14 protein-coding genes are annotated in these 25790 nt (G+C 71.2%); 2 read left to right on the forward strand and 12 right to left on the reverse strand.

Translation table 11 applies throughout. The features are described from left to right. The 4 genes from hpnR to ACIBBB_RS18725 form a co-directional block, all read right to left on the reverse strand. Positions 1-1512 carry a hopanoid C-3 methylase HpnR gene (gene hpnR / locus ACIBBB_RS18710; protein WP_398983244.1) on the reverse strand — a complete coding sequence of 504 codons (1512 nt, stop codon included), beginning with the start codon at positions 1510-1512 and terminating at the stop codon, positions 1-3. Positions 1513-1582: 70 nt separating this feature from the next. After that, positions 1583-2755, reverse strand: coding sequence for a Rieske 2Fe-2S domain-containing protein (locus ACIBBB_RS18715; protein WP_398983246.1), 1173 nt, complete (start codon positions 2753-2755; stop codon positions 1583-1585). Between the two features lie 305 nt (positions 2756-3060). Further along, positions 3061-3402 carry a hypothetical protein gene (locus ACIBBB_RS18720; protein ID WP_398983248.1) on the reverse strand — a complete coding sequence of 114 codons (342 nt, stop codon included), beginning with the start codon at positions 3400-3402 and terminating at the stop codon, positions 3061-3063. Positions 3403-3567: 165 nt separating this feature from the next. Next, on the reverse strand, positions 3568-3942 hold the full coding sequence (locus tag ACIBBB_RS18725) for a hypothetical protein (protein WP_398983250.1): 375 nt from the start codon (positions 3940-3942) through the stop codon (positions 3568-3570). A 313-nt stretch (positions 3943-4255) separates the two neighbouring features. On the opposite strand from ACIBBB_RS18725, the gene argB reads away from it, so the two are divergent. Then, on the forward strand, positions 4256-5146 hold the full coding sequence (gene argB / locus ACIBBB_RS18730; RefSeq protein ID WP_398983252.1) for an acetylglutamate kinase: 891 nt from the start codon (positions 4256-4258) through the stop codon (positions 5144-5146). A 108-nt stretch (positions 5147-5254) separates the two neighbouring features. Here the strand turns inward: argB and ACIBBB_RS18735 are convergent, their stop codons facing one another. The 3 genes from ACIBBB_RS18735 to ACIBBB_RS18745 all read right to left on the reverse strand — a co-directional run bounded on the left by ACIBBB_RS18735 (position 5255) and on the right by ACIBBB_RS18745 (position 7719). After that, positions 5255-5788, reverse strand: a complete 534-nt coding sequence (locus tag ACIBBB_RS18735; RefSeq protein ID WP_398983254.1) for a GNAT family N-acetyltransferase — start codon at positions 5786-5788, stop codon at positions 5255-5257. An 85-nt stretch (positions 5789-5873) separates the two neighbouring features. Beyond that, positions 5874-7481 carry an amidohydrolase gene (locus ACIBBB_RS18740; protein WP_398983256.1) on the reverse strand — a complete coding sequence of 536 codons (1608 nt, stop codon included), beginning with the start codon at positions 7479-7481 and terminating at the stop codon, positions 5874-5876. A gap of 25 nt (positions 7482-7506) precedes the next feature. After that, positions 7507-7719, reverse strand: coding sequence for an MbtH family protein (locus tag ACIBBB_RS18745; RefSeq protein ID WP_398983258.1), 213 nt, complete (start codon positions 7717-7719; stop codon positions 7507-7509). Between the two features lie 109 nt (positions 7720-7828). Here ACIBBB_RS18745 and ACIBBB_RS18750 point away from each other — a divergent pair, with 109 nt between their 5' ends. After that, a complete protein-coding gene (locus ACIBBB_RS18750; protein ID WP_398983260.1) occupies positions 7829-8932 on the forward strand; it encodes an alpha/beta hydrolase-fold protein in 1104 nt (367 codons plus the stop codon). Between the two features lie 125 nt (positions 8933-9057). On the opposite strand, the gene ACIBBB_RS18755 is transcribed toward ACIBBB_RS18750, so the two are convergent. The 5 genes from ACIBBB_RS18755 to ACIBBB_RS18775 form a co-directional block, all read right to left on the reverse strand. Then, positions 9058-10680 (reverse strand): ABC transporter ATP-binding protein, encoded by a 1623-nt coding sequence (locus ACIBBB_RS18755; protein ID WP_398983262.1) that lies wholly within the window; start codon positions 10678-10680, stop codon positions 9058-9060. Positions 10681-10744: 64 nt separating this feature from the next. Next, positions 10745-21748, reverse strand: coding sequence for an amino acid adenylation domain-containing protein (locus tag ACIBBB_RS18760; protein ID WP_398983264.1), 11004 nt, complete (start codon positions 21746-21748; stop codon positions 10745-10747). Positions 21749-21819: 71 nt separating this feature from the next. Next, positions 21820-23622 (reverse strand): ABC transporter ATP-binding protein, encoded by a 1803-nt coding sequence (locus ACIBBB_RS18765; RefSeq protein ID WP_398983266.1) that lies wholly within the window; start codon positions 23620-23622, stop codon positions 21820-21822. A gap of 52 nt (positions 23623-23674) precedes the next feature. After that, on the reverse strand, positions 23675-24724 hold the full coding sequence (locus tag ACIBBB_RS18770; RefSeq protein ID WP_398983268.1) for an iron-siderophore ABC transporter substrate-binding protein: 1050 nt from the start codon (positions 24722-24724) through the stop codon (positions 23675-23677). A gap of 198 nt (positions 24725-24922) precedes the next feature. Beyond that, complete coding sequence (locus tag ACIBBB_RS18775; RefSeq protein ID WP_398983270.1) at positions 24923-25783, reverse strand: ABC transporter ATP-binding protein; 861 nt, start codon at positions 25781-25783, stop codon at positions 24923-24925. Positions 25784-25790 lie beyond the last annotated feature (7 nt).

Raw genomic sequence — 25790 nt, forward strand, 5'->3', positions numbered from 1 at the left:
TCAGCCGGGCTCGGGCTCCGGATCGGCCCGGCGGCGGGAGTGGGTGGCCGCCTTGGTGTGGATGTACAGCTCCTCGCGGCCGACGGGGGCTTCGCGGGTGGGTGGCAGCGGCAGTTCGTACCGCACATGCCGCTGGTGGTCGGCGAGCTGACGCTGGACGTTGTAGACGCTGCCGAACTTCCAGAGCATGCGGGCGAAGTTGGTCTGGCCGTGCATGAGGTTGCGGCCGAGTACGCCGAGCGCGCCGAAGGCCGTGCGCACGCCCAGGTGTTTGCGGTTGATGACCGCTTGGGTGCGCACCAGCTCGCGGTAGAAGACGTCGAGCGGGAGCGTGGTGGGAACGACCGCGTGCTGAATGTCGAAGAGCCGGTAGTCACGTGTCGTGAGCTGGCGGGCTTCCGTGTGCCAGATCTCGGTACCCGGATACGGCGTCATTACGGTGAGGTGCACGATCTCCGGTACGGCGAGCGCGAAATCGCGTACCACCCGGAACCGTTCCTCGTCCCATGCCGGGTCGACGATCAGATTGATGGCCACCACGATGCCCATGCCGCGCGCCATCTCCAGCGCCCGGAAGTTGTCGTCCGGGGTGACGCGCTTGCGGTAGAGGTCGAGCCCTTCGGCGTCGATCGCCTCCATGCCCAGGAACATGTAGCGCAGTCCGAGCCTGGCCCACCGTTCGAAGACCTCCTTGTTCCGCAGGAGCACATCGCTGCGGGTCTCCAGGTAGTAGCGCTTGCGGATCTTGCGGCGCTCCAGTTCGGCGGCGATGCCGTGGCCGTGTTCGGGCCGGATGAACGCCACGTCGTCGACGATGAAGACGTTCGGTTCCCGGATCGACGCCATCTCCGCCCCGGCGGCCTCCGGGGACGCCTTGCGGTAACTGCGGCCGTAGAACGTCCATGCGGAGCAGAACGAGCAGTCCCAGGGGCAGCCGCGGGTGAACTCGATCGAGGCGCACGGGTCGAGCTCGCCGATGAAGTAACGGTTGCGCTTGCGCATGAGGTCGCGGGCCGGCAGAGGTTCGTCCAGGGTGTCCAGCAGCTTGGGGGCCGGCCCCCGGCCCTCCGCGCAGACGACGCCGGGGACCGACTTCAGCCCGCCGTCCCGTGCGGCGTCCAGCAGGAGCGGGACGGCGGGCTCGCCTTCGCCTCGTACGATCGCGTCGACCGCTCCGTCGGCCTGCGCCAGCACATGCTCGGCGATGAACGAGATGCTGTGCCCTCCGAAGAAGACGAAGCACTGGGGGAACATCGCCTTGGCCTGCTGCGCGATCTCGATCGCCTCGGGAACATTCGCGAGGTAGTTCAGTGAGAGGCCCAGCGCCTCCGGGGCGAATTCGGCCATCTCACGGTCGAGGAACGGGCGGGAGAGTACTTGCAGGTCCACCACCCGGACCTCGTGGCCCGCGTTGCGGACCGCCGCGGCGACACGTTCCAGACCCAGCGGCTCCAGCCGCAGAAAGATCTCCGAGTACATCAGCGCACTCGGGTGAACGAGCATCACGCGCATCTCAGTTCTCCAGCCACAGGCTACGAAATGAACACATCCATGCATTTCATCCCTGTTTGGCCGCCAGATCTCAGCGGCGCGCCGCAGGACGGTCGCCGAGCGCCGAGGCCCGGCCGTCGCACGCCGGGGCGCTGCCGCACACGGCAGCCTGGGGATCGAGAGGGACTCCGTTGGTACGCAGCACCTCGCGGAGGTCGAGGATCAGCGGGAAGATCTCGTGGTTCAGGTCCCGGCCCTGCTCGTCCCACGCCCGCTGCTCGGCCTCGACGGCCAGGCGGTCCTCGGCGAACACCCGCTCGGTGAAGCGCCGGATGAGCGGCCAGGCCAGCTGGAGGGCGCCGGGGACACCGGGCTTCTCGATCATGAGCAGGCCATAGGCGTGACACCTGCGCTGCTCGGCGTCCTCGGGCACGTACGCGACCCAGAGGCGGAAGGCCGGATGGTCGGCGGCCTCCGGGACCAGGTCGAGTGTCTGGTACGGGTACCCGGTGCGGATGGTCATGACGTCGCTGGAGTCGCCCCCGCCGATGCCCTCGTTGGCCAGCAGGCCGGCGCCGCGGTTCCGCTTCCCCCCGGTGTGGGTGAACAGGTACCTGGCCTCCACCGACCGCGCGTCGGTCTCGTACCCCAGCAGCTCGGGATGGAGCTTGCCGACGACGCCCCGGTGGAGGAACTGGTGGTTCATGTCCAGCAGGTTCTCGTGCATGAACGAGTAGTGGCAGCGCACGGTCCGGGAGAAGGTCATGGTCTTGTACTTCGGCGAGCCGAAGGCGGGCAGCTCCGGCAGCGGGGTGGCCACCGCCCTCTCCGGGTCACCGGGGAAGACGAACACCAGGCCGTACGCCTCACGGACGGGGTAACCGCGCACGCCTCGCGGCGGACGCCCGTCCCCCTTGGACAGATACGGGATCTGCGAGATACGGCCGTCTCCGCGGTAGGCCCACGCGTGATAGCAGCAACGGAGCTTCTCGCCCTCCACGACACCCATGCTGAGCGGCACCTGCCGGTGGGCGCACCGGTCCTCTACCGCGTAGACGGTGCCGCTGTCGCCGCGGTAGAGCGCGATGCGTTGACCGGCGAACGTGGCCGCGCGCACGCGCCTCCTGCGCACCTTCTTGGACAGTGCGACGGGGTACCAGAAGTCCGGGTTGGCCCCGACGAGCCGAAGGTCGCATACGGGGGCCGGGCTGGGGTGTGCCGAGGGCCGACCGGTCCCGGCTCTCTCGGATTCGGTCTCGGTCATACCTCTCCCTCGCACGGGGGACACCGGCACGGACGGTCACGCGTACGCCGGGCATCACCGACCTCGCCCCTGCGGCGAGAGGAGCCCAGCACGCTCCATCCTGGTGTCCCGGGCCCGCCGAGGCCCTGCCCAGCGCGTCCGGTCGGGTGATCGCCCGGCGGCCGTACAGACGTCCATCAGGATCGACGCCATGCGTGTGGTCGACGGCAGGATCGTCGCACACCGGGGAGTGGGCAATCTCTACTCCCTGGCCAGTCAGCTCGGCGGGATCCCCGAGTCGGGGCAGTCCATCTGACGGGGCGAGGTCAGATTCCGGAGCCGTGACCCGGGTCTCCGTGTCGTGGAGTCCACCACTCCATGAGCCCCCAGATCCCGAGCGCGAGCGCGGCCACGGCGACGAGCACCGCGACCCAGGGCCTGCCCGTCCGGCGCCGGGTCAGAGCCCAGGCCAGGAGAGGTAACAGAGCGCCGCCGAGCGCGATGAGCGGCAGGTCGACGTAGAGCACGCTCAGATCACGGGCGTTGCCCTCGAACCCGCCGCCGATACTCAGCTGGGCCCGTGGTGCCCATACGAGCGGGGCGGTCGCCGCGCCGAGGGCGGCAAGGAGGCATCCGGCGCCGCCGGTCGTCCGTGAAGAGGTGTTCATGTCCTGTCCAGCCGCATATCCGCGCATGCCAGCGACAGACGCATCCAGCGGGTGATCGGTTCCGCCGAGGGGGTCAGCACCTCCCCGACCGGGGGGTGGTCAGCACCTCCCCGACGGCGCGCCCGGGGCAACCGCGCCCGAGCGCGCCGTCGGTGGCCCGGCGGCTCAGGCCGTGGGCAGGACCCGGTAGCTCAGCGCCGGGAAGGGGAACGACGCGGTATGGAGGCTGCCGAGTACGTAGTAGGTGTCGCCGGGCGCGGCGGGTGTTCCGGTCTCGCAGCCGGGGCGGAAGAAGACGTCGATGTCCTGGGCGGACAGATTGACCGCCGACCGGGCCGACAGCGGCAGTGACCGGCAGACGCCGACGGCGTCGAGGTCGACCGCCGTCTCGTCCCCGGTCTGCTGGCCTCCCGTGTAGAAGGAGGCCCCGCCGGCCTGCGCGCTCGCCATGGCGGAGGGCGCTACGCCCAGCAGGCCGAGCAGCGCGCCGGCCGTCACAGCGGCGGCAGTTCCGGTGAGTCGCGGCATTCGCAGGGTCATGTGGTCCGCCTTCGTGGGGAGATGGTCGGGACGCTCGGGCCGGCGGCCCGGGACCGGGCAATGGTTGCACCTTCAACAAGGCAAGGGGAGCCCGTAACCGGCCAAGGCATCGACCGTAACCACTCACCGAGGTCCCTCCCACGGTCCGCCGGTTGAGCTCCGCACCGCTCCGCGCAAGAGCGTCGACCCAGTCATTATTTAGGTTAGGCTAAGCTAACGAGCGCTGTGGCAGTGTCTCCTGCGGCCCTCTCCCGCACCGTGCGCGGGAAACCGGAGAACGCGTGACGCACGGACACCACTGGAGACGGAGACCATGACCGAACGGGCCACGACGACCGTGCCGGAGCACGGACAGCTCGTGAACGGTACGAGTACCGGAGCGCGCCCCGTCAGCTCCGTCGTCGTCGTCAAGTTCGGCGGCAGCGCCATGGTGGACGCCGGGCTGCGGCGGACATTCGCCCAGGACGTCGTGGAGTTGTGGCACGCGGGCCTGCGCCCGGTCGTCGTGCACGGTGGCGGGCCGCAGATCAGCGCGATGCTCGACCGCCTGGGCCTGGAGACCCTGTTCGAGGCGGGCCTGCGGGTGACCACGCCGGAGACCATGGACGTCGTACGCATGGTGCTGGCCGGGCGGGTCCAGCGGGAGCTGGTCGGCCACATCAACGCGTACGGGCCTCCCTTCGCCGTCGGTATGACCGGTGAGGACGCGCACACGATGACGGCCGTACGACGGCCGGCCCGGGTGGACGGCCGGCCGGTCGACATCGGCCTCGTGGGCGACATCGTGGACGTGAACCCGGGCATGGTGCACGCCCTCCTGGGGGACGGCCATGTCCCGGTGGTCTCCCCCGTGGCGCGCGGTGAGGGCGGAGAGATCTACAACGTCAACGCCGATCTCGCGGCCTCGGCCCTGGCCGTGGCGCTCGGCGCCGAGCGGCTGGTGATGCTCACCGACGTGGAGGGGCTGTACGAGAACTGGCCGCACAGCGCCGAGGTGATCGGGCGCCTGACGGCGGACGCGCTGGACGGGCTGCTGCCGGGGCTGGCGGGCGGGATGCTGCCGAAGATGGAAGGCTGCCTGCGGGCCGTCCGAGGCGGGGTGCGCCGGGCCCACGTGCTGGACGGGCGCGTGCCGCACGCCGTCCTGCGAGGCGTCCTCGACGAGACCAGCCCCGGAACCACCGTGGTCCCTGGCGCGGTCTGATCCCCGGCCCGCCCGGCCGGAAGGCCGAACAGGCCCAACAGGCCCGGTAGGCCGGGGAGTTGACCGTCAAGCGCCCTCAGGGCCTGGCCCCGAGGGCGAGCCGAGAGATCACAGAACCTTCGCGAGAATCCGCGCGTTACGCCGAGGATCCAGCGACTCGGCCCACGACGCGGGCGCCAGAAGCGCCGTCGTGGGCGCGAAGCCGTGGCGGAGGAAAAGGCCGCCACCGCCGGTCGTCGCCGTGTACAGCGCGTCCAGGGACCGGGCACGCGCCGCGGCCAGCGCGCCGCGCAGGAGCGCGGCACCCACCCCGTGTCCCTGCCGCTGCCCGGTCACGCAGAAGTTGTACAGAACGCCCACTGCTCCGCGGCCGCCCTTCCCCGGGTCCGCCGGGTGCACCCGCAGGCCCACGCAGCCGTCGAGCGGGCCCCCGGGCCGGCCTTGCGTCACGAGGAAGTCGGCGGCGTGGGTGGCGTAGAGCGAGGCGGGCCGCTCCCTCAACGCCCCCGAACGCACGAAGGGTTGGGACAGCTCCGCGAGTGCGGACGCGTCCTCCGCGCGGGCGGAGCGTACGGAGGGCGTCGGCGCGAGCGGCGCGTACGGCGCATGCGGCAGCGGGGCGGGCGGCGTAGCCGTGATCAAGGCTTTCCTTCCTCGGTTCCACGATCGGAGAACGGCTTGATGGCGTGTCACTCCGACGAACAAACGAATTAAGGTTAGCCTTACCTTACTTTCGAGTCCAGTGCGGGGAGGCCGAGGCCGGCGCCGTCTTCTCCGCCGGACTGCCGTCGACGTACGTCGCCACCACCTCGATGTCTCCGATACGCGAGGGGTCGACGCGCCGGGGGTCGTCCCCGAGCACCACCAGATCGGCGGACTTGCCCGGGGCGAGACTTCCCACGTGCTCCTCCCAGTGGCAGGCGTAGGCGCCGGCGACCGTGTAGGCGCGCAGGGCCTCGTCGACGGTGACGCCCTCGTCCGGGCCGATCAACTGGCCGGACTCGGAAGCGCGTTCGACCATGAACTGCACGGCTCGCAGCGGGGATCCGTCCGTGACGGGCCGGTCGGAGCTGCCGACGAGGGGGATGCCGTGGTCCAGGAACGCCCTGCCCCGGTAGAGCCACGGGGCCCGTTCCTCGCCCATGATCGCCGCGTAGTCGTCGCCGAAGCGGCGGAGGAAGTTGGGCTGGACGACCGCGCTGACGCCGAGCCGCGCGAAGCGTGGGAGCTGGTCGGGGCGGATCAGTCCCGCGTGTTCGATACGGTGCCGGGCGCCGGGGCGCGGCCGTAGGCGCTGGGCCCGTTCCAGGGCGTCCAGGGCGAGTTGGGCCGCCCGGTCGCCGATGGCGTGGACGGCGAGCTGCCACCCGGCGAGGTGGCCGTCCACGATCGCCTCGGTGAGCACGTCCGGGTCGTCCTGCAACTGGCCGCTGTGGTCGAGCCCTTCGTACGGGGCGCCGAGTGCGGCGGTCCGGGCCATCATCCCGCCGTCCGTGTAGATCTTCAGCGCGCCCACGGAGAGCCGGCTGTCGCCGAACCCGGTGCGCAGGCCGAGGTCGAGCGCCCGGGGAATGCCGTCGGCCTCGTGCCCGGCGGCCGTGCGCAGCCGCTCGGCGGCCACCATGAGCTGTACCCGCAGCGGTAACAGGCCCTGCTCACGGGCGAGTTGGTAGGCACCCAGCTCGACGGGGCTGTGACCGAAGAGGGTGCCGCCGATGCCGGCCTCGGCGCAGGCGGTGATCCCTTCGGCCAGACAGGTCCGGCCGGCGCGCCCGATCGCCTCGGCGAGTTCCCGCTGGGAGTGGGGCGGCCGCAGTGCGCGGGCGGCGCCCATGGCGCCCTCGGCGAGGAAGCCGTTCCCGTGCGGAACGCTTGCGGGAAGCAGGCCGAGAACGGCGGAGTTGACGACGCAGCCGTGCCCGGAGTCGTGCAGCAGGAAGACCTTGTGCCCGTGGCTGACCGTGTCCAGTTCGGCGGCGGTCAGATGACGGCCCAGGGCCCGCTGGTCGTAGCCCGCGACACTCACCCAGGCGCCGGGCGGGCCCTCCCGGGCGACGGCTTCCGCCACGACGGCGAGCACGTCGTCGGTCCGTGCGAGGCCCGCGATGCTCGGGGTGTTCTCCTTGAGCCCCGCCCAGGCCAGATGGACATGGGCGTCGACGAACCCGGGCAGCACGGTGGCGCCCTGAAGGTCGATCACCTCGCGTGCGGGCAGAGAGGTCACGGCCTCGTCCAGCCCCACGATCCGGCCCCGCCAGATGCCCAGGTCGTGGGCGACGGGGCGGTCCGGATCCATGGTGAGGAAGCGGGCGTTCGTCAGTCTGGTGCAGAGCATCGGTGGCGTACCGCTCTCCGGGAGGTCAGCCGTCCGTCGATGCCGCGAGGGACCGGGGACGCAGATCGGTCCAGTGAGTCTCGATGAACTCCAGGCACGCGTCACGGGAGTTCTCGTCCAGGACGGTCCTCCACCCCCCGGGCACCTCGGCGAAGGACGGCCAGAGGGAGTGCTGCCCCTCGTCGTTCACCAGGACCAGGAAACGGCCTTCGGGGTCGTCGAAGGGGTTGGTGCTCATATCTCAGTGCCTCCTGGGGGTCCAACGGAAGGGAGTCCAACATTAGGTTAGGCTCGCCTAATCAAAGGGGAGCCTAACGTTTCCCCTTCCCTCTCACAAGGAGACGTTCATGCGCCTCGCGGCCGACGAGGACAACGCCTTCGTCGCTTTCGGACTGCCCGGCGAGCCGGGCACCGAGGAGTTCTGGGCGGCGGCGCGTACGCCCGTGTCGGTGCCCGCCGGCGACGGCGGCTGGCTGACCTTGTTCCTGTGGCGCGGATCTCCCGCGAGCGTCGTCTTCGAGAGCTGGTCGGAGCCGGTTCTCCTGCGCAGATGGCGCGAGAGCGACTGCTGGTACGCCGAGGTGCCCATGCCCGCACGGCTGCGGGTGACCTACCAACTCCTCGCGGGAGACGCCTCGTACGCCGACCCGTTGAACCCGAACGGCGCCGGCGGCGACCGGTCCGTGGCCGCGACCCCGGACAGCCCTCCTCAGCCGCACTGGCCGGCCGTCGGCTCCGGCAGCGACGTCGTCCTGCCACTCCCCCGCACCCGGCTCCGCTGGAGCAGCGAACGGCTCGGCGGACGGCGCACGGTGCGGGTCCACCCGGCGGGCGGCGGCGGGCCGGTGGTCCTCCTGCTCGACGGGGACGACTGGCTGTATCTGCACCCGGCCATGGCCGCGTTCGACTCGGCCGTCGCCAGTGGTGAGATGCCCCCCGCCACCCTTGTCTTCCTGCCGGCCAAGGACAGGGAGGCCGAGTTCGGCTGCCGGCCCGAGCTGTGGGAGGCGGTACGGGACGAGCTGCTGCCGCTGGTGGCGGAGAGCGGCGTACCGGCCGCGAGGGAGGGGCTGGTGGTCGCCGGGCAGAGCCTCGGCGGGCTGAGCGCGATGTACGCGGCGCTGGAATTCCCGGACCTGGTCTCCCGCGTCGCCTGCCAGTCGGCGTCCTTCTGGTGGACGCCCGATGCCATGGCTCTGGCGGACCCGTTGGGCGGCCCCGTCGGCGGCACTGTCGCGGCGCGTCTGCGGGAGCGCCCCGACCTGTCCGGTCTGCGGTGCGCGTTCGACGTGGGGGAACACGAGACGGGGATGCTGCCCCACTGCTCGCTGACCGAGACCCTGGTCGAACAGGCCGGTGCGACCGTGCGGGTCTCCAGGTCGCCGTCGGGCCACGACCGGGTGGGCTGGCGGCACGCCCTGGTCAGGGATGTGGCCTGGGCGCTCGGCTGAGCCCAAGGGAGGCCGTCATCCCCGGTGGATCAGTGCGCGGCGTCGGATGCGGTGGATCGGAGGGCGAAGGATCGTCCTCGTACCGGGGACACCACTTCGCGAAGTCCCCGGCAGGGCTCAGCGGTTCACCGCGCCACGGCCAGGCAGTACTCCTCGTCCGTGGCGAGCAGGTTCCGGTGCGTGTCCTCGGCGGTGATGGCCCCGTCGTCCAGGACGAGGACACGGTCGGCGGCGTCCAGCAGAGCCGGGCTGCTGGTGAGCACGACGGTGGTGCGGCCTCGGCGCAGCTTCGCGACGTTGCGCGCGATGAGCTGTTCGGTGACCGCGTCCACGGCCGTCGTCGGATCGTGCAGGACCAGCACGTCGCTGTCGGTGGCCAGGGCGCGGGCCAGGGACAGCCGTTGGCGCTGCCCGCCGGAGAGGTTCGCGCCCCGGTCGCGGACGCCGTAGTCCAAGCCGTCGCGGTGCAGGGCCACCACATCGGTCAGCAGGGACGCCTCGACGGCCTCCGGGACCATCGGGCTGGTGCCCGACGGATCGATGTTCGTACGGAGGGTGCCCGCGAAGATCTCCGCGTCGTACGGGTTCATCAGCATGTGCTCGCGGACGGCCTCGACCGACAGGTCCGTGATGGCCCGGCCACCGACCCGTACCGTTCCCTCGTACGCGTCCGGCGGCACGTTGACGGCGAGAATCGACGCGAGGTCGGCGGCGGCGCGGGGCTGGTAGACGGTGATCGCCACGAACTCGCCCGCCCGCACCTGGAACTTCAGCTGACGCAGGGTCCCGTACCGTACGCAGTCGATCTCCAGGTCCCCGCCCGGGGCCGGGCGCTCCGCCCCCGGGGCCGTCACCGGCGGCGCGGACAGCACCAGCGCCATGCGCTCGGCCGACGCGCGCGCCATCATCACGTACTTCGGCATCTCCGAGAAGAGTTTGAGCGGTTCGATGATGAACTGCGCGAGGCCCACGGCCATGACGAGTTCCCCGATGGTGATCTGCCCGCCGAACGCCAGCCAGCCAGCCGTCAGGGTCACCGCGGCGGCGAGGACCGCGTTGAGGGCCAGCGCGGTGCCCGCGTACACGCCGTTCACCCTGGCGACGGTGACCGCCTGGCGCTTCGCGTCCGAGCTGACCTCGCGGTACGAGAGGAACGCCGCGTGGTTGCCGCCGAAGCCGTGCAGCGGGCGCAGGCCGGTGATCAGGTCGGCGACCTTCGCGCCCGCCCGCGCCACCCGGGCCTGCTGCTCCTGCGTACTGGCGCCGATCCGCCGCGACATGACGGCCAGGATCGACAGGATCGCCACGGTCCCCGCGATCACCAGCAGGCCGAGCCGGATGTCGGCCAGGCCCAGCGCGACCGCCGCGACGAGCACCGCGACCAGCGAGCTGATCAACAGCGGCACCACCTCGATGATGTCGGCGGTCTGGTCGGCGTCCTCGGTGGCGATGGTCAGCACCTCGCCGGACTTCAGGTCGACGTCCCTGGCCACCGGCTGGAGCCCGCACTCCGCCACCCGTACCCGCCAGCGGTGCGCCTCGGTCGTGTTGGCCTTCTGCAAGGTGCGCATGCCGAACCGCCACGACAGCGACACGGTCGTGATGATCACTGCCAGCGCGGCGATCGACAGACCGAGCGCCCGGGGGCTCCGGTCCTGCATCGTGTGCTCGACGATCAGGCCGAGCGCGACGGGGAAGGCGGTCTCCCCCGCCTGGTACAGGCCCATGAGGACGGTGCCGCGCGTCATGGCTCCGACGTTGCGGCGCAGCGCGGTGCGGAGAATGTCGGCCCCGGGGCGGGGCCGCTGGGTGTCAGCTGTTTTCTTCAAGGTGGCGGGCAATCGCTTCCGGGGTTCGCAGGGTCAGCAGATCACGGATCGTGACCACAGGTCCGTACTCGCGGCGGAGCAGGCCGATCAGCCGCACCGCCAGCATGGAGTGCCCGCCGAGGGACACGAAGTCACTCACCGCGCTCACCTCGTCGTCGTCCAGGTCCAGTGCCTCGGCGAAGAACTCGCACACCGTGGTCTCGGTCCCGGTCTCCGGGCCGCGCTCGCCGGCCGTGGTCAGCGCGCCGAGCGGCTTGGCCTCCGGCAACGCCTTCGTGTCAGCCTTCCCGTTCACCGTCAGCGGGATGCCGTCGACCTGGGCGTAGTGCGTCGGACGCAGGAAGTCCGGCAGCGCGGCGCCCACTTCGGCGGCGACCTCCGCCAGGCCGGAGCCGTCCAGCACGAGATACGCGGCCAGCCGGTACGCGCCGTCGACCTGCGGGTCGGGCTGGGCGACCGCGGCGGCGAACCGTACGGCCGGGTGCGCCGCGAACGCGGCCTCGACCTCGCCCAGTTCGACCCGGTGCCCCCGGATCTTGACCTGCTGGTCGGTGCGGCCCAGATACGTCAGGTTCCCGTCGGGCCGCCGGACCACCAGGTCGCCGGTGCGGTACATGCGCTCGCCGGGCTCACCGAACGGGCACGCGACGAAGCGGTGCGCGGTCTGGGCGGGCTGTCCGAGATAGCCCCGCGCGATGCCGATGCCCGACACGTACAGCTCACCGGGGACTCCGTCCGGCAGGGGACGCAGCCACGGGTCCAGCACGTACACCTCGGTGTTGTCGATCGCCACACCCACCACCGGGTCCTGGCATTCGAAGGTGCCGACGCCGAGGGTGTTGATGGTGTACTCGGTGGGCCCGTACAGGTTGTAGCCGACCGTTCCCCCGGTCTCGGCGAGCCGCTGCCAGAGCGCCGGCGTGACGGCCTCGCCGCCCAGCAGCACCAGCGCCGGCCGCCGGCCCGGGTTGTCGAGCAGCCCCTCCGCGACCAGTTGCCGCGCGTAGGTCGGGGTCACGTTGACGACATCGATCCCGTGCGCGAGGCAGTACTCGACGAGACGGGGCGCGTCACGGCGCAGCTCCTCGTCGCAGATGTGCACCTCATGGCCGTCGGCGAGCCACAGCAGCTCCTCCCACGACATGTCGAACGCGAACGACACGGTGTGCGCGATCCGGAAGGTCCGGTGGTCGTGCTCCGCGAGGACGGGCTCGAAGATCCGGCGCTGATGGTTGATCAGCATGTTGGTGAGCCCGGCGTATTCGGTGACCACGCCCTTGGGCTTGCCGGTCGATCCCGAGGTGTAGATCGTGTACGCGGGGTGCCGCAGACGGTCCGGGTCGTCCGGCGCGAACGTCGTGTACGGCTCCGCCTCGGGCAGCGGGCGGTCCAGTTCGATGAGGTCGCCGGTGAGCCGGGGCGACACTCCGCTCACGGTGAGGGTCACGTCCGGGCGGGCGTCCGCGACGATCGCGGCGATCCGCTCGTCCGGATGGTCCAGCTCCAGCGGCACGTAGGCCGCGCCGGCGCGCAGCACGGCGAACAGCGCCACGATCGAGTCGAGCGAGCGCGGGATCGCGAGTGCCACGGTCGTCTCGGGGCCGATGCCCCGCCCGGCGAGCACGCCCGCCACGGCACGGCTGCGGTCCCGGAGCCCCGCGAAGGTCATGGTGGAGCCCCGCGCGACGAGCGCGACCCGCTCCGGATCACGGTCCGCCGCGAGGTCGAACCGGTCCACGACGGTGTCCGTGCCCACGTCGGTGCGCCCGGCGGGCTCGGGCTCCTGCCCGACCCCCCGCAGAGCGCCCACCGGCCCTGTCGACCGGGCCAGGTCGTCGAGCACGCGCAGGTAGTCGTCCAGGAGGCCACGGGCTTTCTCGGTGTCGCCGTCGCGGTGCTCCAGCTTGACCGTGAGCCGGTCGCCGGGGGTGACGACCCAGGTGAAGGGATAGTGCGTGGAGTCGTCGGCCTTCACCGACTCGATGCCGTGCCTGGCGTTCATCTCGGCGAAGGCGTCCATGTCCAGGAAGTTCTGGAGCACGAACAGGTTGTCGAAGAGGGTGTCGTGCCCGCCCGCCCGCTGGATCTCGCCGAGTCCCAGATGCTCGTGCTCCATCGCCTCGACCCTGTCCGTCTGTACGGCCGCGAGGTAGTCGCGGACCGAGTCGTCCGGCCGCGCCCGCGTCCACATGGGCACGGTGTTGAGGAGCACGCCGACGATGTCGGACAGTCCCTCGCCCTCGCGACCCGAGACGGTCACACCGAACACGGCGTCACCGCGGCCCGTGTGCGCGCCGAGGAGGAGTCCGAAGGCACCGGTCAGCACCGAGTTCAGCGTGACGCCGTGCGCCTTGGCCGCTTCCCGGAGCCGGTCGGACAGTTCGGCGGAGAGCGTGCGCGTGAGCGCGCCGGGCAGGTCGTCCGAGAGGGACGGTGCCACTCCGGCGAGCAGGGTCGGGCCGGGGAGGCCCGCCAGGTGCTGCGCCCAGAAGCGTTCCGATACGGCGGCGTCCTTGGCGTCGAGCGCTCGGGCGTACTCCTCGAAGCTCGGCGTGGCCGGGGACGCGTCCAGTGGCTCGCCCCTGACAACGGCCTCGTAGGCGTCGAACAGGTCCCGCAGCAGGATCTCGCGCGACCAGCCGTCCCACAGCAGCAGGTGGTAGCTGAGCAGCAGTCCGTCCCGGTCGCCGGGCAGCCGCACCACGGTCAGCCGGATCAGCGGCGGCTCGCCGGGGTCGAATCCCGTGTCCCGGTCCTTCTCGCGCAGGGCGTCGACTTCGGCGTCCGTGGACAGCCGCACGGTGCGGACCCAGACCCCACGGCCGGCCTTGAGGATCTGGACCGGGTTTCCGTCGTCGTCGGTGGTGAAGCCGGCGCCCACGACCGGATGCCGTGCGATCACGTACGCCATGGCCTCGGCCAGCGCGTCGGCGTCCAGTCGCCGGCCGAAGGTGAAGTAGCTCTGCGCGACGTAGTGCCCGGCCCTGCCCGCCATCTGGGCCTGGAAGAACAGGCCCCGCTGGAGGGGGGTGACCGGCGCCGTGCGCTCGGCCGTCGCGGCGGTGTCGGCGATCTGCTCCAGCGCGCGCCGCCAGTGCTCGGTGATCTCGTCGGGGATGCCGTCGGCGAGGGTGAAGGCCGCGTGCAGGGACCCGGTGGTCTCGTCGGTCCAGGCGTTGACCTCGACGGCGTACGGGGTGCTTTGATCGACGGCGGTGAGGTGCGGGGCCGCCGACTCGCCGCCCCGGCCCAGGTAGTTGAAGAGCACCTGCGGGCGGGCGGTCAGCAGCGGGGCCGTCTGCGGGTTGAGGTATCTGAGCTGGCCGTACGCCACGTGTCCGCGCTCGTCGGGCTGGCGTTCGGCGACCTCGCGTGCCGCCGCGACCGGGTCGGTGTGCGCCGTGAGCCGTACGGGCGCGATGGAGGTGAACCAGCCGACCGTACGGCTGTAGTCGTGGTGGTCGAGGGCGGGGACCCGGCCGTGCCGCTCAAGTTCGATCGCGAGATCGGTGGCTGCCGGCTGGATGTGTGTCAGCGCGCTACGCAGGGCGCCGCACAGCAGCTCGGTGAGACCCACGCCGAGCGCCGAGGGCGCCGTACGGGTCACGAGGTCGCTCGCACCGGGCGCGAGTACGACGGTGGTCTCGCGCGGACTCCCGACCTCGGTCAGCAGCGCGGGGGCGTCGAGCGTGCTGATCCAGTGCCCGAGACCGCCGATCGCCTCGGCCGACCCTGACGCCAGTGCTTCGGCGTACTCGGCGTACGAGGTGGTGGGCGGCGCCAGTTCCTTCCCGCTCATGGCGGTGGCCAGGTCGTCGAGGAGGACCAGCCAGGACACCGAGTCGACGGCGGTGTGGTGGACGGTGACCACCAGGGTGCGGCTCGCCTCCAGCCACGAGAACGCGATGACGTCCCCGGCCTCGGGGTCGAGCCGTCCGGCGGCTTCGTCGGCCGCGGCCGTCGCGTCGGTGGTGTCCGCACGCAGGACGGTGACCTCGCGGGCGGGTTCGGTGCGCGGTGCCCACACCCCGTGCTCGACACGCAGGCGGAGGCGGAGTACGGGGTGCGCGGCGACGACGGCGTTCGCGGCGCGCCGCGCGTCGGCGAAGCCGGTGCCCGGCGCCGCGGCCAAAGTCCTGGCCTGGGCGAACCGTTCGAGGGATCCGCCCAGTTCGCGCTGGCGCAGGAGGATCGGCGTCGGCGTGAACGGTCCGTCCTCCCGGCGGGCGGGCGCGGGCGCCTCGGCCCGCGGTGCACGCGTGGCCAAGTGTTCGGCGAGGGCGCGCGCGGTACGGAAGAGGAACACGTCACGGGGCGCGATGGGCAGGCCGAGAGCCCTGGCCCGGTTGATCACGGTGATGGCGACGATGCTGTCGCCCCCGGCCATGAAGAAGTCGGTGTCCGCGTCGACGGCGGTACCGGGAAGTGTGTCGGGCAGCGTGTCGGCGAAGATGCCGACCAGGGCGGCGAGCACGGAATCGGCCGGCGCCAGGGAGGTGCCGTCCTGGGCGGGGGCTCCGGTCGGGGCAGGCGTCCGCGACTGGGCCTGCGCCTGCGCTTCTGCGGCGCGCTCGGCCAGGGCCGCACGGTCCAGCTTGCCGTTGACCGTCAGCGGCAGGGCGTCGACCGGCAGCACCCGGCCTGGCACCATGTGCGCGGGCAGTTTCGTGGCCAGCAGCGCGGCGACATCGCCGGGCACCCGGCCCACCACGTGCGCGACGAGGTGGTCGCCGCTGTCCGCGACGGTGACGGCCACATCGACCACACCGTCCAATTCCCTTACGGCGGACTCCACTTCAGCCGGCTCGACCCGGAAGCCCTTGAGCTGCACCTGGTCGTCGGCGCGGCCGGTGAACTCCAACTCGCCGTCCAGCGTGCGGCGGGCGAGGTCACCCGTGTGGTACATCCGGGAGCCGTCGTCCGCGAACGGGTTCGCCACGAACCGGCTCGCGGTGAGACCGGGCCTGCCCAGATAGCCGAGCGACACCTGGTCCCCGGCGACGTAGATGGCGCCCACCCGGCCGGGCGGCACCGGCCGCAGCCGGTCGTCCAGCAGATGGGTGACCAGTCCGGGAATCGGGCCGCCGATCGGGCTGACGTCGCAGCCGGGGCCGAAGTCCTCATCGGTCAGCACCCGGTGGGTGACATGGACGGTGGTCTCGGTGATGCCGTACATGTTGACCAGTTCCGGCGAGCCGGCGCCGTGCCGCTCGACCCAGCCGCGCAGCCGGCCGGGGTCCAGTGCCTCGCCTCCGAAGATGATCCGGCGCAGGGCCGTGACCGGTTCGCCCGCGTGCCGGTCGGCCTCGATGAACTGGTAGAACGCCGACGGAGTCTGGTTGAGCACGGTCACCCCGCGCTCGCGGACCAGCCGGTGGAAGTCGACCGGGGAGCGCGTCAGCCCGTACTCCGGCACGAGCAGTTCGGCGCCGTGCGCCAGCGCGCCCCACAGCTCCCAGACCGCGAAGTCGAAGGAGAAGGAGTGGAACTGCACCCATACGTCGCTCGGGCCGAAGTCCATGTCGGGCCGGGTGTTCGCGAGCAACGACACCACACTGGAGTGCGGGACGACAACGCCCTTGGGCCTGCCGGTCGATCCGGACGTGTAGATCACATACGCGGGGTCGTGCCAGTCAGCCTGAGGTTCGGCGGGCCGAGTGGGCTCCGCGGCGCCGGCCGGCCGCGCCTCCCCCTGTTCCTCTCCCCGTACGAGTACGCGGGCGGGAACGCCCGCCCGGGAAAGCAGCCCGGTGAAGCGGTCCCGCTGTTCGCGGTCGACGAGAACGACCTGCGGAGCGGCGTCGGCGAGGATGTACTCCAGCCGTTCGTCCGGGTACGCCATGTCGAGCGGCACGTACGCGCCGCCCGCGGTGACGACCGCGACCAGGGCGACGACCTGCTCGACGGAGCGCGGGACGGCGACGGCGACCCGCTTGCCCGGCCCGACACCGGCCGCGCGCAGCACCGAGGCCAACTCGTCCTTCGCGTCGGCCAGTTCGCCGTAGGTCAGGGAGCGCGTACCGCCGTCCAGTGCGCACTGGGTGACGGCGGTGGCGGCCGGGTCACGGTCCGCGGCTGCGTCGAAGAGCCCGCCGAGGGTCGTCGGGGTGATCGGCGCGGGGAGCCGCCCGGTCCCGGACGCCGGCTCGACGGGGGCGTCCGGCCGGGTGAGCAGGCCGGTGAGGATCCGGGTGAACGTGCGCAGAATCTCCTGGGCGCCCGTCTCCCGCAGCAGTTCGGCGTCGTAGATCAGGTTGAAGCGCGGGCCTCCGTCGCCCGTGCGCTCCACGACCAGGGTCAACGGGTAGTGCGGGGCGCCCTCGTTGACGATGGCGGCGATGCCCAGCCCGTCTCCGGGCCCGCGCAGCGCCTCCACGTCGGTCGCGACGTCGAACACCACGAGGGTGTCGAACAGGGAGCCGACGCCGGTCTGTCGGCCGATCCTCGCCAGCGAGACGTGCTGGTGGGGCAGTACCGCGCTCTGATGCTCCCGGACGGCGGCGAGCAGGTCGCGCCCCGTGCCGGTGGCTGTCCAGCGGGCGCGCACGGGGATCGTGTTGATGAACAGTCCGACCATGTCCCCGATGCCGGGCACTTCCGCGTCGCGCCCGGACACGGTGGAGCCGAACACGACGTCCCTTCGCCGCAGGATGCCGCCCAGCGTCACCGCCCAGGCGCTGTGCACGGCGACACTCAGCGGTACACCGTCGGACCGGACGGCCGCGTCGATGTCGTCGCCGTCCGCACCGGGGACCACGGCCGTGTCGGCGAACCGGTCGGACGGTGTGTGCCCCTCGGCGACCAGGGACGGGCCGGGCAGCTCGGCGAGCTCCTGGCGCCACACCAGGTCGCTCTCGTCCTCGTCGCGTCCGGCGAGCCAGCTCAGGTAGTCGGAGAAGCCGCCGAGCGGGTACACGGTGCCCGGCGCGTCGTACTCGGTCAGCAGCGCGCGCAGCATCGGCGGTACCGACCAGCCGTCGGCGATGATGTGGTGCACGGTCTGCACCAGGACGTTCCGGCCGGCGCCGGCGCGGATGAGGGTGTAGCGCATCAGCGGCCCGGAGGCCAGGTCGAATCCGGCGAGGCGGTCCCGCTCGGCGTGGTCGCGGATCTCGTCCTCGGTGATGCCGGGTCGGTCCAGCGTGATGAAGGGCGCTTCCACACCGCCCTGAAGGACGGAGACCACGCGGCCGTCGGCGAGCGCGGTGAAGCGCGCGGCCAGGTTGGGGAAGAGCGTGAGCAGACGGGTGGCCGCCGCCGCGAGCCGGCCGGCGTCCACGTCGCCGTCCAGTGTGAGCAGTTGCTGCTCGACATAGCTGCCCGTCGAGTCGTCGTCGAAGACCGAGTGGAAGTACAGGCCCTCCTGCAACGGGGTCAGCGGCAGGATGTCCCGCAGCCCCGGGCCGTCGAGACCGTCGACATCGGCCTGGGTGAGCGGCACCAGGGGGAAGTCGCTGGGTGAGTGGCCGCCCTGGTCGAGCGCGGCCAGTCCGGCGAGGGCACTTCGGAAGTACTCGCCGAGGGTCGCGATGTCGCCGTCGGTGAACATTCCGTCGGGCCAGGAGACGGTGGTGACCAGCTCGTACCCGCCGGTGGAGGCCGGTTCGGCGATCGCGTTGAACTCCAGGGCGCGCGGAAGGCGCATCCTCGGGTCGCGCTTCTCGCCCAACTGGCCTGTCGCGCCTGCCAGTTGCCAGTCCCCGGACGCTCCGGCGTCGAAGCGGCCGAGGTAGTTGAAGAGCACCTGCGGCGCGGGCGCGTCGAACTCGGACTGGGCCAGATAGCGCAGGGCGCCGTAGGAGACGCCGTTGTCCGGTACCTGGGCGAGGTCTTCCTTGACCGCCTTGAGCGCGGCGGCCAGATATCCGGGCGCGGTGAAGTCGCCCGCCGTGCCAGGGTCCACGGTCACCGGGAAGAGGGTGGTGAACCAGCCCACGGTGCGGGAGAGTTCCGGCTCGAAGCCCGCGGAGCCCGCGACGAACCGTCCCTCGCGGCCGTGGCCTTCGAGTTCGATGTGCGCGTAACTCTGGTCCTGCCCGAGATCGCGGCGCCACCGGGCGAGGGCGACGGCGAGGGCGGTCAACAGGACGTCGTTGACGCCCGCGTGGAACTTCGCCGGGATCTCCCCCAGCAGCGCGGCCGTGATGTCAGGTCCGGCCGAGACCGTCCTCGTACGCTCCCGGGCGACGGTGTCGTCCCCGGAGAGCGCGCGCCTGCCCAGCGGCCCGTCCGCTCCCGGCAGGGGGCGCCGGAAGTAGGAGCTGTCCGCGTCGAACGCGGCGCGTTCCAGCAACTGTGTCCAGCGCCGGAACGAGGTACCGACGGGGGGCAGTTCCACCGGCACGCCGGAGGCGAACTGGCGCCAGGCGGTGGCGAGGTCGTCCATCAGGATCCGCCAGGACACGCCGTCGACCACCACATGATGGACGGCGACGACCAGTTGCCGGGCCTCTCGGCGCCAGACCGCGCGCAGCATCACGCCGCTGTCCGGGGCGAGCCCGTCGGTGGCGAGCGCGACGCACTCGTCGAGCGGAAGGTCGCTCTCCTGCCATCCGGTGACGGCTTGACCGGTCTCCTCGGCCGCCCGCGGAATGTCGAAGCTCCACCTGTCGCCGCGTACCAGCGTGGCGCGCAGCATGTCGTGCCGTGCCACGACGGCGGCGAGGATCGTGTCGAGTGCTTCCCCGGTGAGGTCCGCCGGTGCGTTCAGCACCACGGACTGTACGAAGCCGTCGATCGCGTCCGTCGTCTCGCCGAGCCACTGCACGACGGGTGATCCCACGACGGAACCGGTGGATACGTCCCGGTGGTCCACGGTGGTGACGTCCTCGCGGCTCGCCACGGCCGCCAGGGCCCGTACGTTGCTGTTGGCGAAGATCTGCCGGGCCGTGACGTAGAGTCCCGCCTCGCGCAGCGCGCTGAGCAGCGAGATCGCCAGAATGCTGTCTCCGCCGAGCTGGAAGAAGTCCTGGTTGACCCCGACCTGTTCGAGCCGCAGCAGCCCCGCGACCGCCTCGCACACCAGCCGCTCGTCCTCGGTGGCGGGCGGGAGGACCGCGCCCGTACCGATCACGGGCTCGGGCAGCGCGTTCCGGTCGAGCTTGCCGTTCGCGGTGAGCGGGAACTCCTTCACGACGACGGTGTGGGCGGGCACCATGTACTCGACCATGTGCTCGGTGGCCCACGCCTTGACCTGCTCCGCCCGCAGATCCTCACTCCCGGCGGCCGGGATCACGTATCCCACCAGGTAGGTGCCGCCCGCCGCGTTCTTCTTCGCGACGACGCAGGTGTGCCGTACGGCGGGGTGTTCCGCCAGACCGGCCTCGACGTCCTCGATCTCCAGCCGCATGCCGCGGATCTTGATCTGGTTGTCGGCCCGGCCGAGGAAGTCCAGCGACCCGTCGGGGGCGTACCGGGCGAGGTCGCCGGTGCGGTACAGCCGGGATCCGTCGTCGGCGAACGGATTGGCCACGAACCGGGACGCCGTCAGGCCGGGCGCGTTGACGTAACCGCGCCCCAGGAGGAAGCCTCCCGCGTACAGTTCGCCGCCGACCCCGACGGGAACCGGGCGCAGTTCGTCGTCCAGCACGTACAGCTGGGTGTTGGGGTTGGCCTTGCCGATCGATGTCGACAGGCGTTCCGCCGCGCCCCGATAGATGACGTGCGAGACACCGATCGTCGTCTCGGCCGGGCCGTAGCCGTGGTAGAGGGGGATGTCGAGCTTGGTGCGGAATCGCTCGTACAGCTCCGGGGTCAGTACCTCGCCGCCGCACCACACGTGGCGCAGGCTGTCGAGGCGCCCGGAGTCGCCGGTCATCTCCAGCAGGACGTCCAGCATGGACGACACCAGATAGGTGAAGGTGACGCGCTGCTCGGCGATCACGGTCAGCAGGTGGTGCGGGTCGCGTTCGCCCCCCGGGCGCAGGACCACGAGTCTGCCGCCCGACACCAGGGGCAGGAAGATCTCGTTGATGGAGATGTCGAAGGACAACGGGGCCTTGAACAGGGACGCGTCGTCGTGGCCGAAGCCGAGGATCTCGTTGACCTGCCACAGAAGGCGCTCGCTGATCGCCTCGTGCCGGATCATCGCGCCCTTGGGGCGGCCGGTCGAACCGGAGGTGAAGATCACATACGCCAGGGCCGCGCCGGAGACGGATATGCCGGTGCCATCGGCGGGGTAGGACCCGAATGTCCAGGCGTCGAGGTCGACGGCCTCGGCTTCCGGTTCTCCCGGGCCGGGCTCGCCCGAGGCGTTGAGTTGCAGTACGACCCGGGCGTCCTCGACGACGACGGCTCGGCGCGCGGCGGGCCACTGCGGATCGAGCGGTACGAACGCACAGCCCGCCTGGAGCACGGCGAGCAGCCCGATCACCATTTCGGCGGAGCGGCCCAGCGAGATGCCGACGACCTGTTCGGGGTTAAGTCCGCGTTCGATCAGGCGGTGGGCCAACTGGCTTGAGAGTTCGGCTGTCTGACGGTACGTCAGGGAGCGGTTGTCGTCCACGACGGCGACGGCGTCCGGCCTCGTGCGCGCCTGCTCGCGGAACATCTCCACGATGGTCGGGCGGTGCCGGTCGGCGGTGGTGTCGTTCCACTCGGTCAGGGCCTGGATCCGCGCCGCCGCGCTGGACGGGGCGATGGTGCCCAGTGGCCGGTCGGGGAAGTCGGCGAGGTCGTCCAGGGCGAGTCGCGCGTCGGCCGGCGTGACGCCGTCGGGGACGGCGATGGTCCAGGCGCCCGCGCCGTCCGTACCGGTCCTCCAATCACCGGGCGCGGAACCGCCGTTGTCGACCCAGCCGAGGACGTCGGCGAACAGCGTGCCGGGGGAGAGGTCGATCCCGTCGGGGCTCCCGCCCGTCGCCCAGTACGACAGGCCGACGGCGCACGCCTCCGCGATGGTCCGGTCGGAGTAGTCGCCGGCCCGTCGTCGCACGTCGGCCAGACCTGTGGCGGAGAGCAGTACGAGACGAGCGCTCGGTTCCATCATCGAAGACTCAGCATCCCTTCCAGACATGAAAGTTAGCCTAACCTAACTTAGGCTCGCCTAATCAAGGCGGCCTAGCTACCTTCTCGCCACGCCCGCCACAGTCGCGCGTACCGGCCTCCCAGGGCCACCAGTTCATCGTGGGTGCCCCGCTCCACCACGCGCCCCGCGTCCAGCACCGCGATGCGGTCCGCCGTCATCGCCTGGGTCAGCCGGTGCGCGACGAACAGCGTGGTACGGCCCGAACAGGCGGCCAGGACCGCCCGTTCCAGCTCGGCGGCGCCCTCGCTGCCCGCCTCCGCGGTCGACTCGTCGAGGACCACCACCGGCGACCGGCTCAACACCAGCCGGGCCAGGGCGATCTGGGCGACCTTGGTGACGTCCAGGCGTTCGCCGCCCTCGCCGACAAGGGTGTTCAGCCCGTCGGGCAGTCCCTCGGCCCAGCCGCCGGCACCGACCGTCCGCAGCGCGTCGACGAGTTGGGCATCGGTCGCCTCCGGCGCGGCGAGCCGCAGGTCGTCGGCGAGCGGACCGGAGAACACGTGCGTCTCCTGCGTCAGGATGCTCACCAGGGCGCGCGAACCCGCCTCGTCCAGAGAGGCGAGATCGTGAGACCCGATGCGCACCGACCCGGCCTGCGGGGTCCCGATGCCGGCGATCAGCGCGGCCAGGGTGGACTTGCCGGCGCCGGTCGCCCCCACCAGGGCGAGCGAACCGCCCGCCGGGATCGTCAGGCTGACGTCCCGCAGGACCGGCTCGTCGGTGTCGGGATAACTGAACGTCAGCCCCTCCACCGTCACCGGATACGGCGCGGACTCCGCCGAGGCGACCGAACGGTCGCCCACCAGCCGGTCCTCCGTCTCCTCCGCCAGCACCCCGACCAGCCGGGTCAGGCTCGCGCCCGACTTCTGCGCCTCGTCGAAGGTGAACATGATGGCGCCCAGAGGGGTGAAGAGCCGGTGGAACATCAGGGGGGCCGCCGACACCTCGCCCAGACTGGCGGCGTCGGCCTCCAGCAGGGCGTACCCGACGACAAGTATCAGGACGAGTCCGATGAACTCGGCGCGGTTCTCCCTGCCGACGAAGCGGCCGAAGAACCGGAACACCTCGATACCGAGATCGCGCACGCGCCACGACTCGCGGGTCACCGTCTCGCGGACGGATTCCTCAAGGCGGTACGCCCGTACCGTGTCTATGCCGTTCAGTCCGCTGATCAGCGCCTGCGCGCGGTCGGCCTGGGCCACCCGCTGTTTCCGGTAGAGGGGGGCGGACCTCGGGAGATACCAGCGCAGGGCAAGCGCGTACGCGGGCAGGGCCCCGGCGCCCGCCAGGCCGAGCCGCCAGTCCAGTCCGAACATGCCGACGGTGGCGATGAAGACCAGCACGCCCGCCGAGAACACGGTGGGGACTGCCGTCCGGATGCCCCGGGAAAGCACGGCCACGTCGTCGCCGACGCGGGACAACACATCGCCCCGGCCCACCTGTTCGACCCGTGTGCTGGGCATTCCCAGCACCGCCCGCACCGCGTGTTCCCGCAGGCGTGCGAGCAGATCCGCGCCGAGGCGCCCGATCAGATAGGTCGAGGCGGCGGTGGCCGCCGCGCCGAGCAGCGCGGCGGCCCCCATCAGTACTCCGACGGTGACCAGGACCGAGCGCGATTCGCCCGCGACCACGCCGTCGACCACCTGGCCCAGGAGCAGCACCGGAAGCACCTGGAGCGCCGCTCCGGCCACCGTGGTCAGCACGGTGGCGAGCGTCAGCCATGGCGTCTCGCGGCAGTGCGCCACGACCCACCGGGCCGCCTCGCCTCCGCTCGCCGTACGCAGTGTCGCCGTACGCGGTGCCTCCGGGGCGACGCGGGTGCCGGGGGCGCTCACCCGGGGACCGGGCCGGGCAGCGAACGGGACAGGTTGACCGCCATCGTCATCTCTACTCGACCGACTTGACGAGCTCGTCGATCGCGTACGGCAGGGAGAGCAGGGTGCCTTGGGACATGGCCGCGCCGATCGCGGGGCCCTCGCTGTCCAGCAGGTACGACACCTTCTTGTTCTTGACCGCGGGCAGGTTGGCGAACAGCTCGAACTTGTTCAGCGCCTCCGTGTCCGCCTTGTCGTTGACCACGAAGATGCGGTCCACGTCGATCAGGTCGATGCGCTCGGGCGAGAGCTCGGTGGAGAAGCCGCCGTCCGCGATGTCGTCGATCTTGGTCTGATACCTGAACCCTGTGCCCGTCACCAGCTGTCCACGTACGTCGGTGGAGGTGAAGGGCGAAATCGAGTCCTTGTACCAGGAGATGACGACCGCGGTCTGGTCGGCGAACTCGGGGTGCGCCTTCTTGGCCGCGTCGAGCTTCTCCTGGATACCCCGCACCATCTCGGTGCCCTCGTCCTCCTTGCCGAGCGCCTTGGCGATGTGGACCGCGTTGTCCTGCCAGGGAGCGCTGAAGGGCTCCTTCTCGGCCTTGGTACGGCCCACGGTCGGGGCGATCTTGGAGAGCTTGTCGTAGGCGGCCTGGTCGATCTCGGAGTAGACCGCGATGATCAGGTCCGGGCGCAGGGCGGCGATCTTCTCGTAGTTCGGGCCGGAGTCGCCGTTCTTCATGATGACTTCGGGGCGGGCGTCGCCCCACTTGTCCTTCACCCAGGGCCACTGGGTGTTGATGTCGGGGGACTTGCCCGCCGGGTTCGGGTACTGGTCGACCATGCCGACCGGCTTGATGCCGAACGCCAGGATGGCCTGGTCGTCCGTGTAGCCGACGGAGACGACCCGCTTCGGGGCCTTGGTGACCTCCGTGGATCCGAACGCGTGCCCCACGGTGACCGGGAACGCGCCGGAAGCTGCGGCGGGGGCGTCGTCGCTCGGCTTGTCCGCCGAGTCGGAGCCACATCCCGCGAGGAGGCCGACACCGAGCGCCGCGGCGGACAGTGTCGCCGCCAGTCGCCGCCACGGCTTCACGAGCGTCGTTCTATGGAGAAGCATCCGGAATCCCTTTGCGTTCGCGCTACCCGCTGCACCCTTGTCTTAGGGCAGCCAAACCTTATCCTGCGTTGGTGAGGTTAGCCTAGCCTAACTTGCGAATTCCCTTTACCTCGCCATGGGTTGCCCCCGGGGACGCCGACGCGAGCCGGATCCAGGCCGATTCGGCCTGGTCCGTCCTGATCCGAGAGAGACGGACCCCTAGACGTGCGTACGGCCCAGCGGCACGATGATCGGGCTGTCGCCCACCGGCGCGTCGATCACCTGGGCGCGCAGCCCGAACGCCTCGTGCAGCAGCTCGGCCGTGATCACGTCACGCGGGTGCCCCTGCGCGAGGATCGCCCCCTCCCGCATCACGATGAGGTTGTCGCTGTAACGCGTCGCCAGATTGAGGTCGTGCAGCACCATGACCACGGTGCGCCCCGACTCGTGCAGATCGTCCACCAGGTCGAGCACGTCGATCGCGTGCGCCAGATCCAGATAGGTGGTCGGCTCGTCCAGCAGCAGCAGGTCGGTACCCTGAGCCAGCGTCATCGATATCCAGACGCGCTGGCGTTGCCCGCCCGACAGCGAGTCGACCGGACGCTCGGCCAGATCGGCCACCCCGGTCATGGCCAGCGCGCGCTCGACGACGTCGGCGTCGTCCGACGACCACTGCCGCAGCCAGCTCTGGTGCGGATGGCGCCCTCTGGCGACCAGGTCGGCCACCGTCAGCCCCTCCGGCGCGACCGGCGCCTGCGGAAGCAGACCGAGCTTCTTCGCCACGTCCCTGGTCCTGAGCCGGGCGATGTCCTCGCCGTCCAGCACGACCGTCCCCTTGGCCGGCCTGAGCAGCCGGGTCAGGGTGCGCAACAGGGTCGATTTCCCACAGCCGTTGGGGCCGATGATCGTGGTGATCACCCCGGGCGGGATCGTCACGTCGAGGCCGTCAATGACGGTCCGGTCGCCGTACCCGACCGTGACACCTCTGGCTGCCAGCCGTACGACGTCGTCGGCGCCGGAGCCGATCCCGGAGTCGGCCTCCGACCCGGTCTCTGTCTCGGTGATGTACTGAGCAGCCACAGGCCCC

The sequence above is a fragment of the Streptomyces sp. NPDC051217 genome (genome assembly GCF_044455465.1).
Taxonomy (GTDB): domain Bacteria; phylum Actinomycetota; class Actinomycetes; order Streptomycetales; family Streptomycetaceae; genus Streptomyces.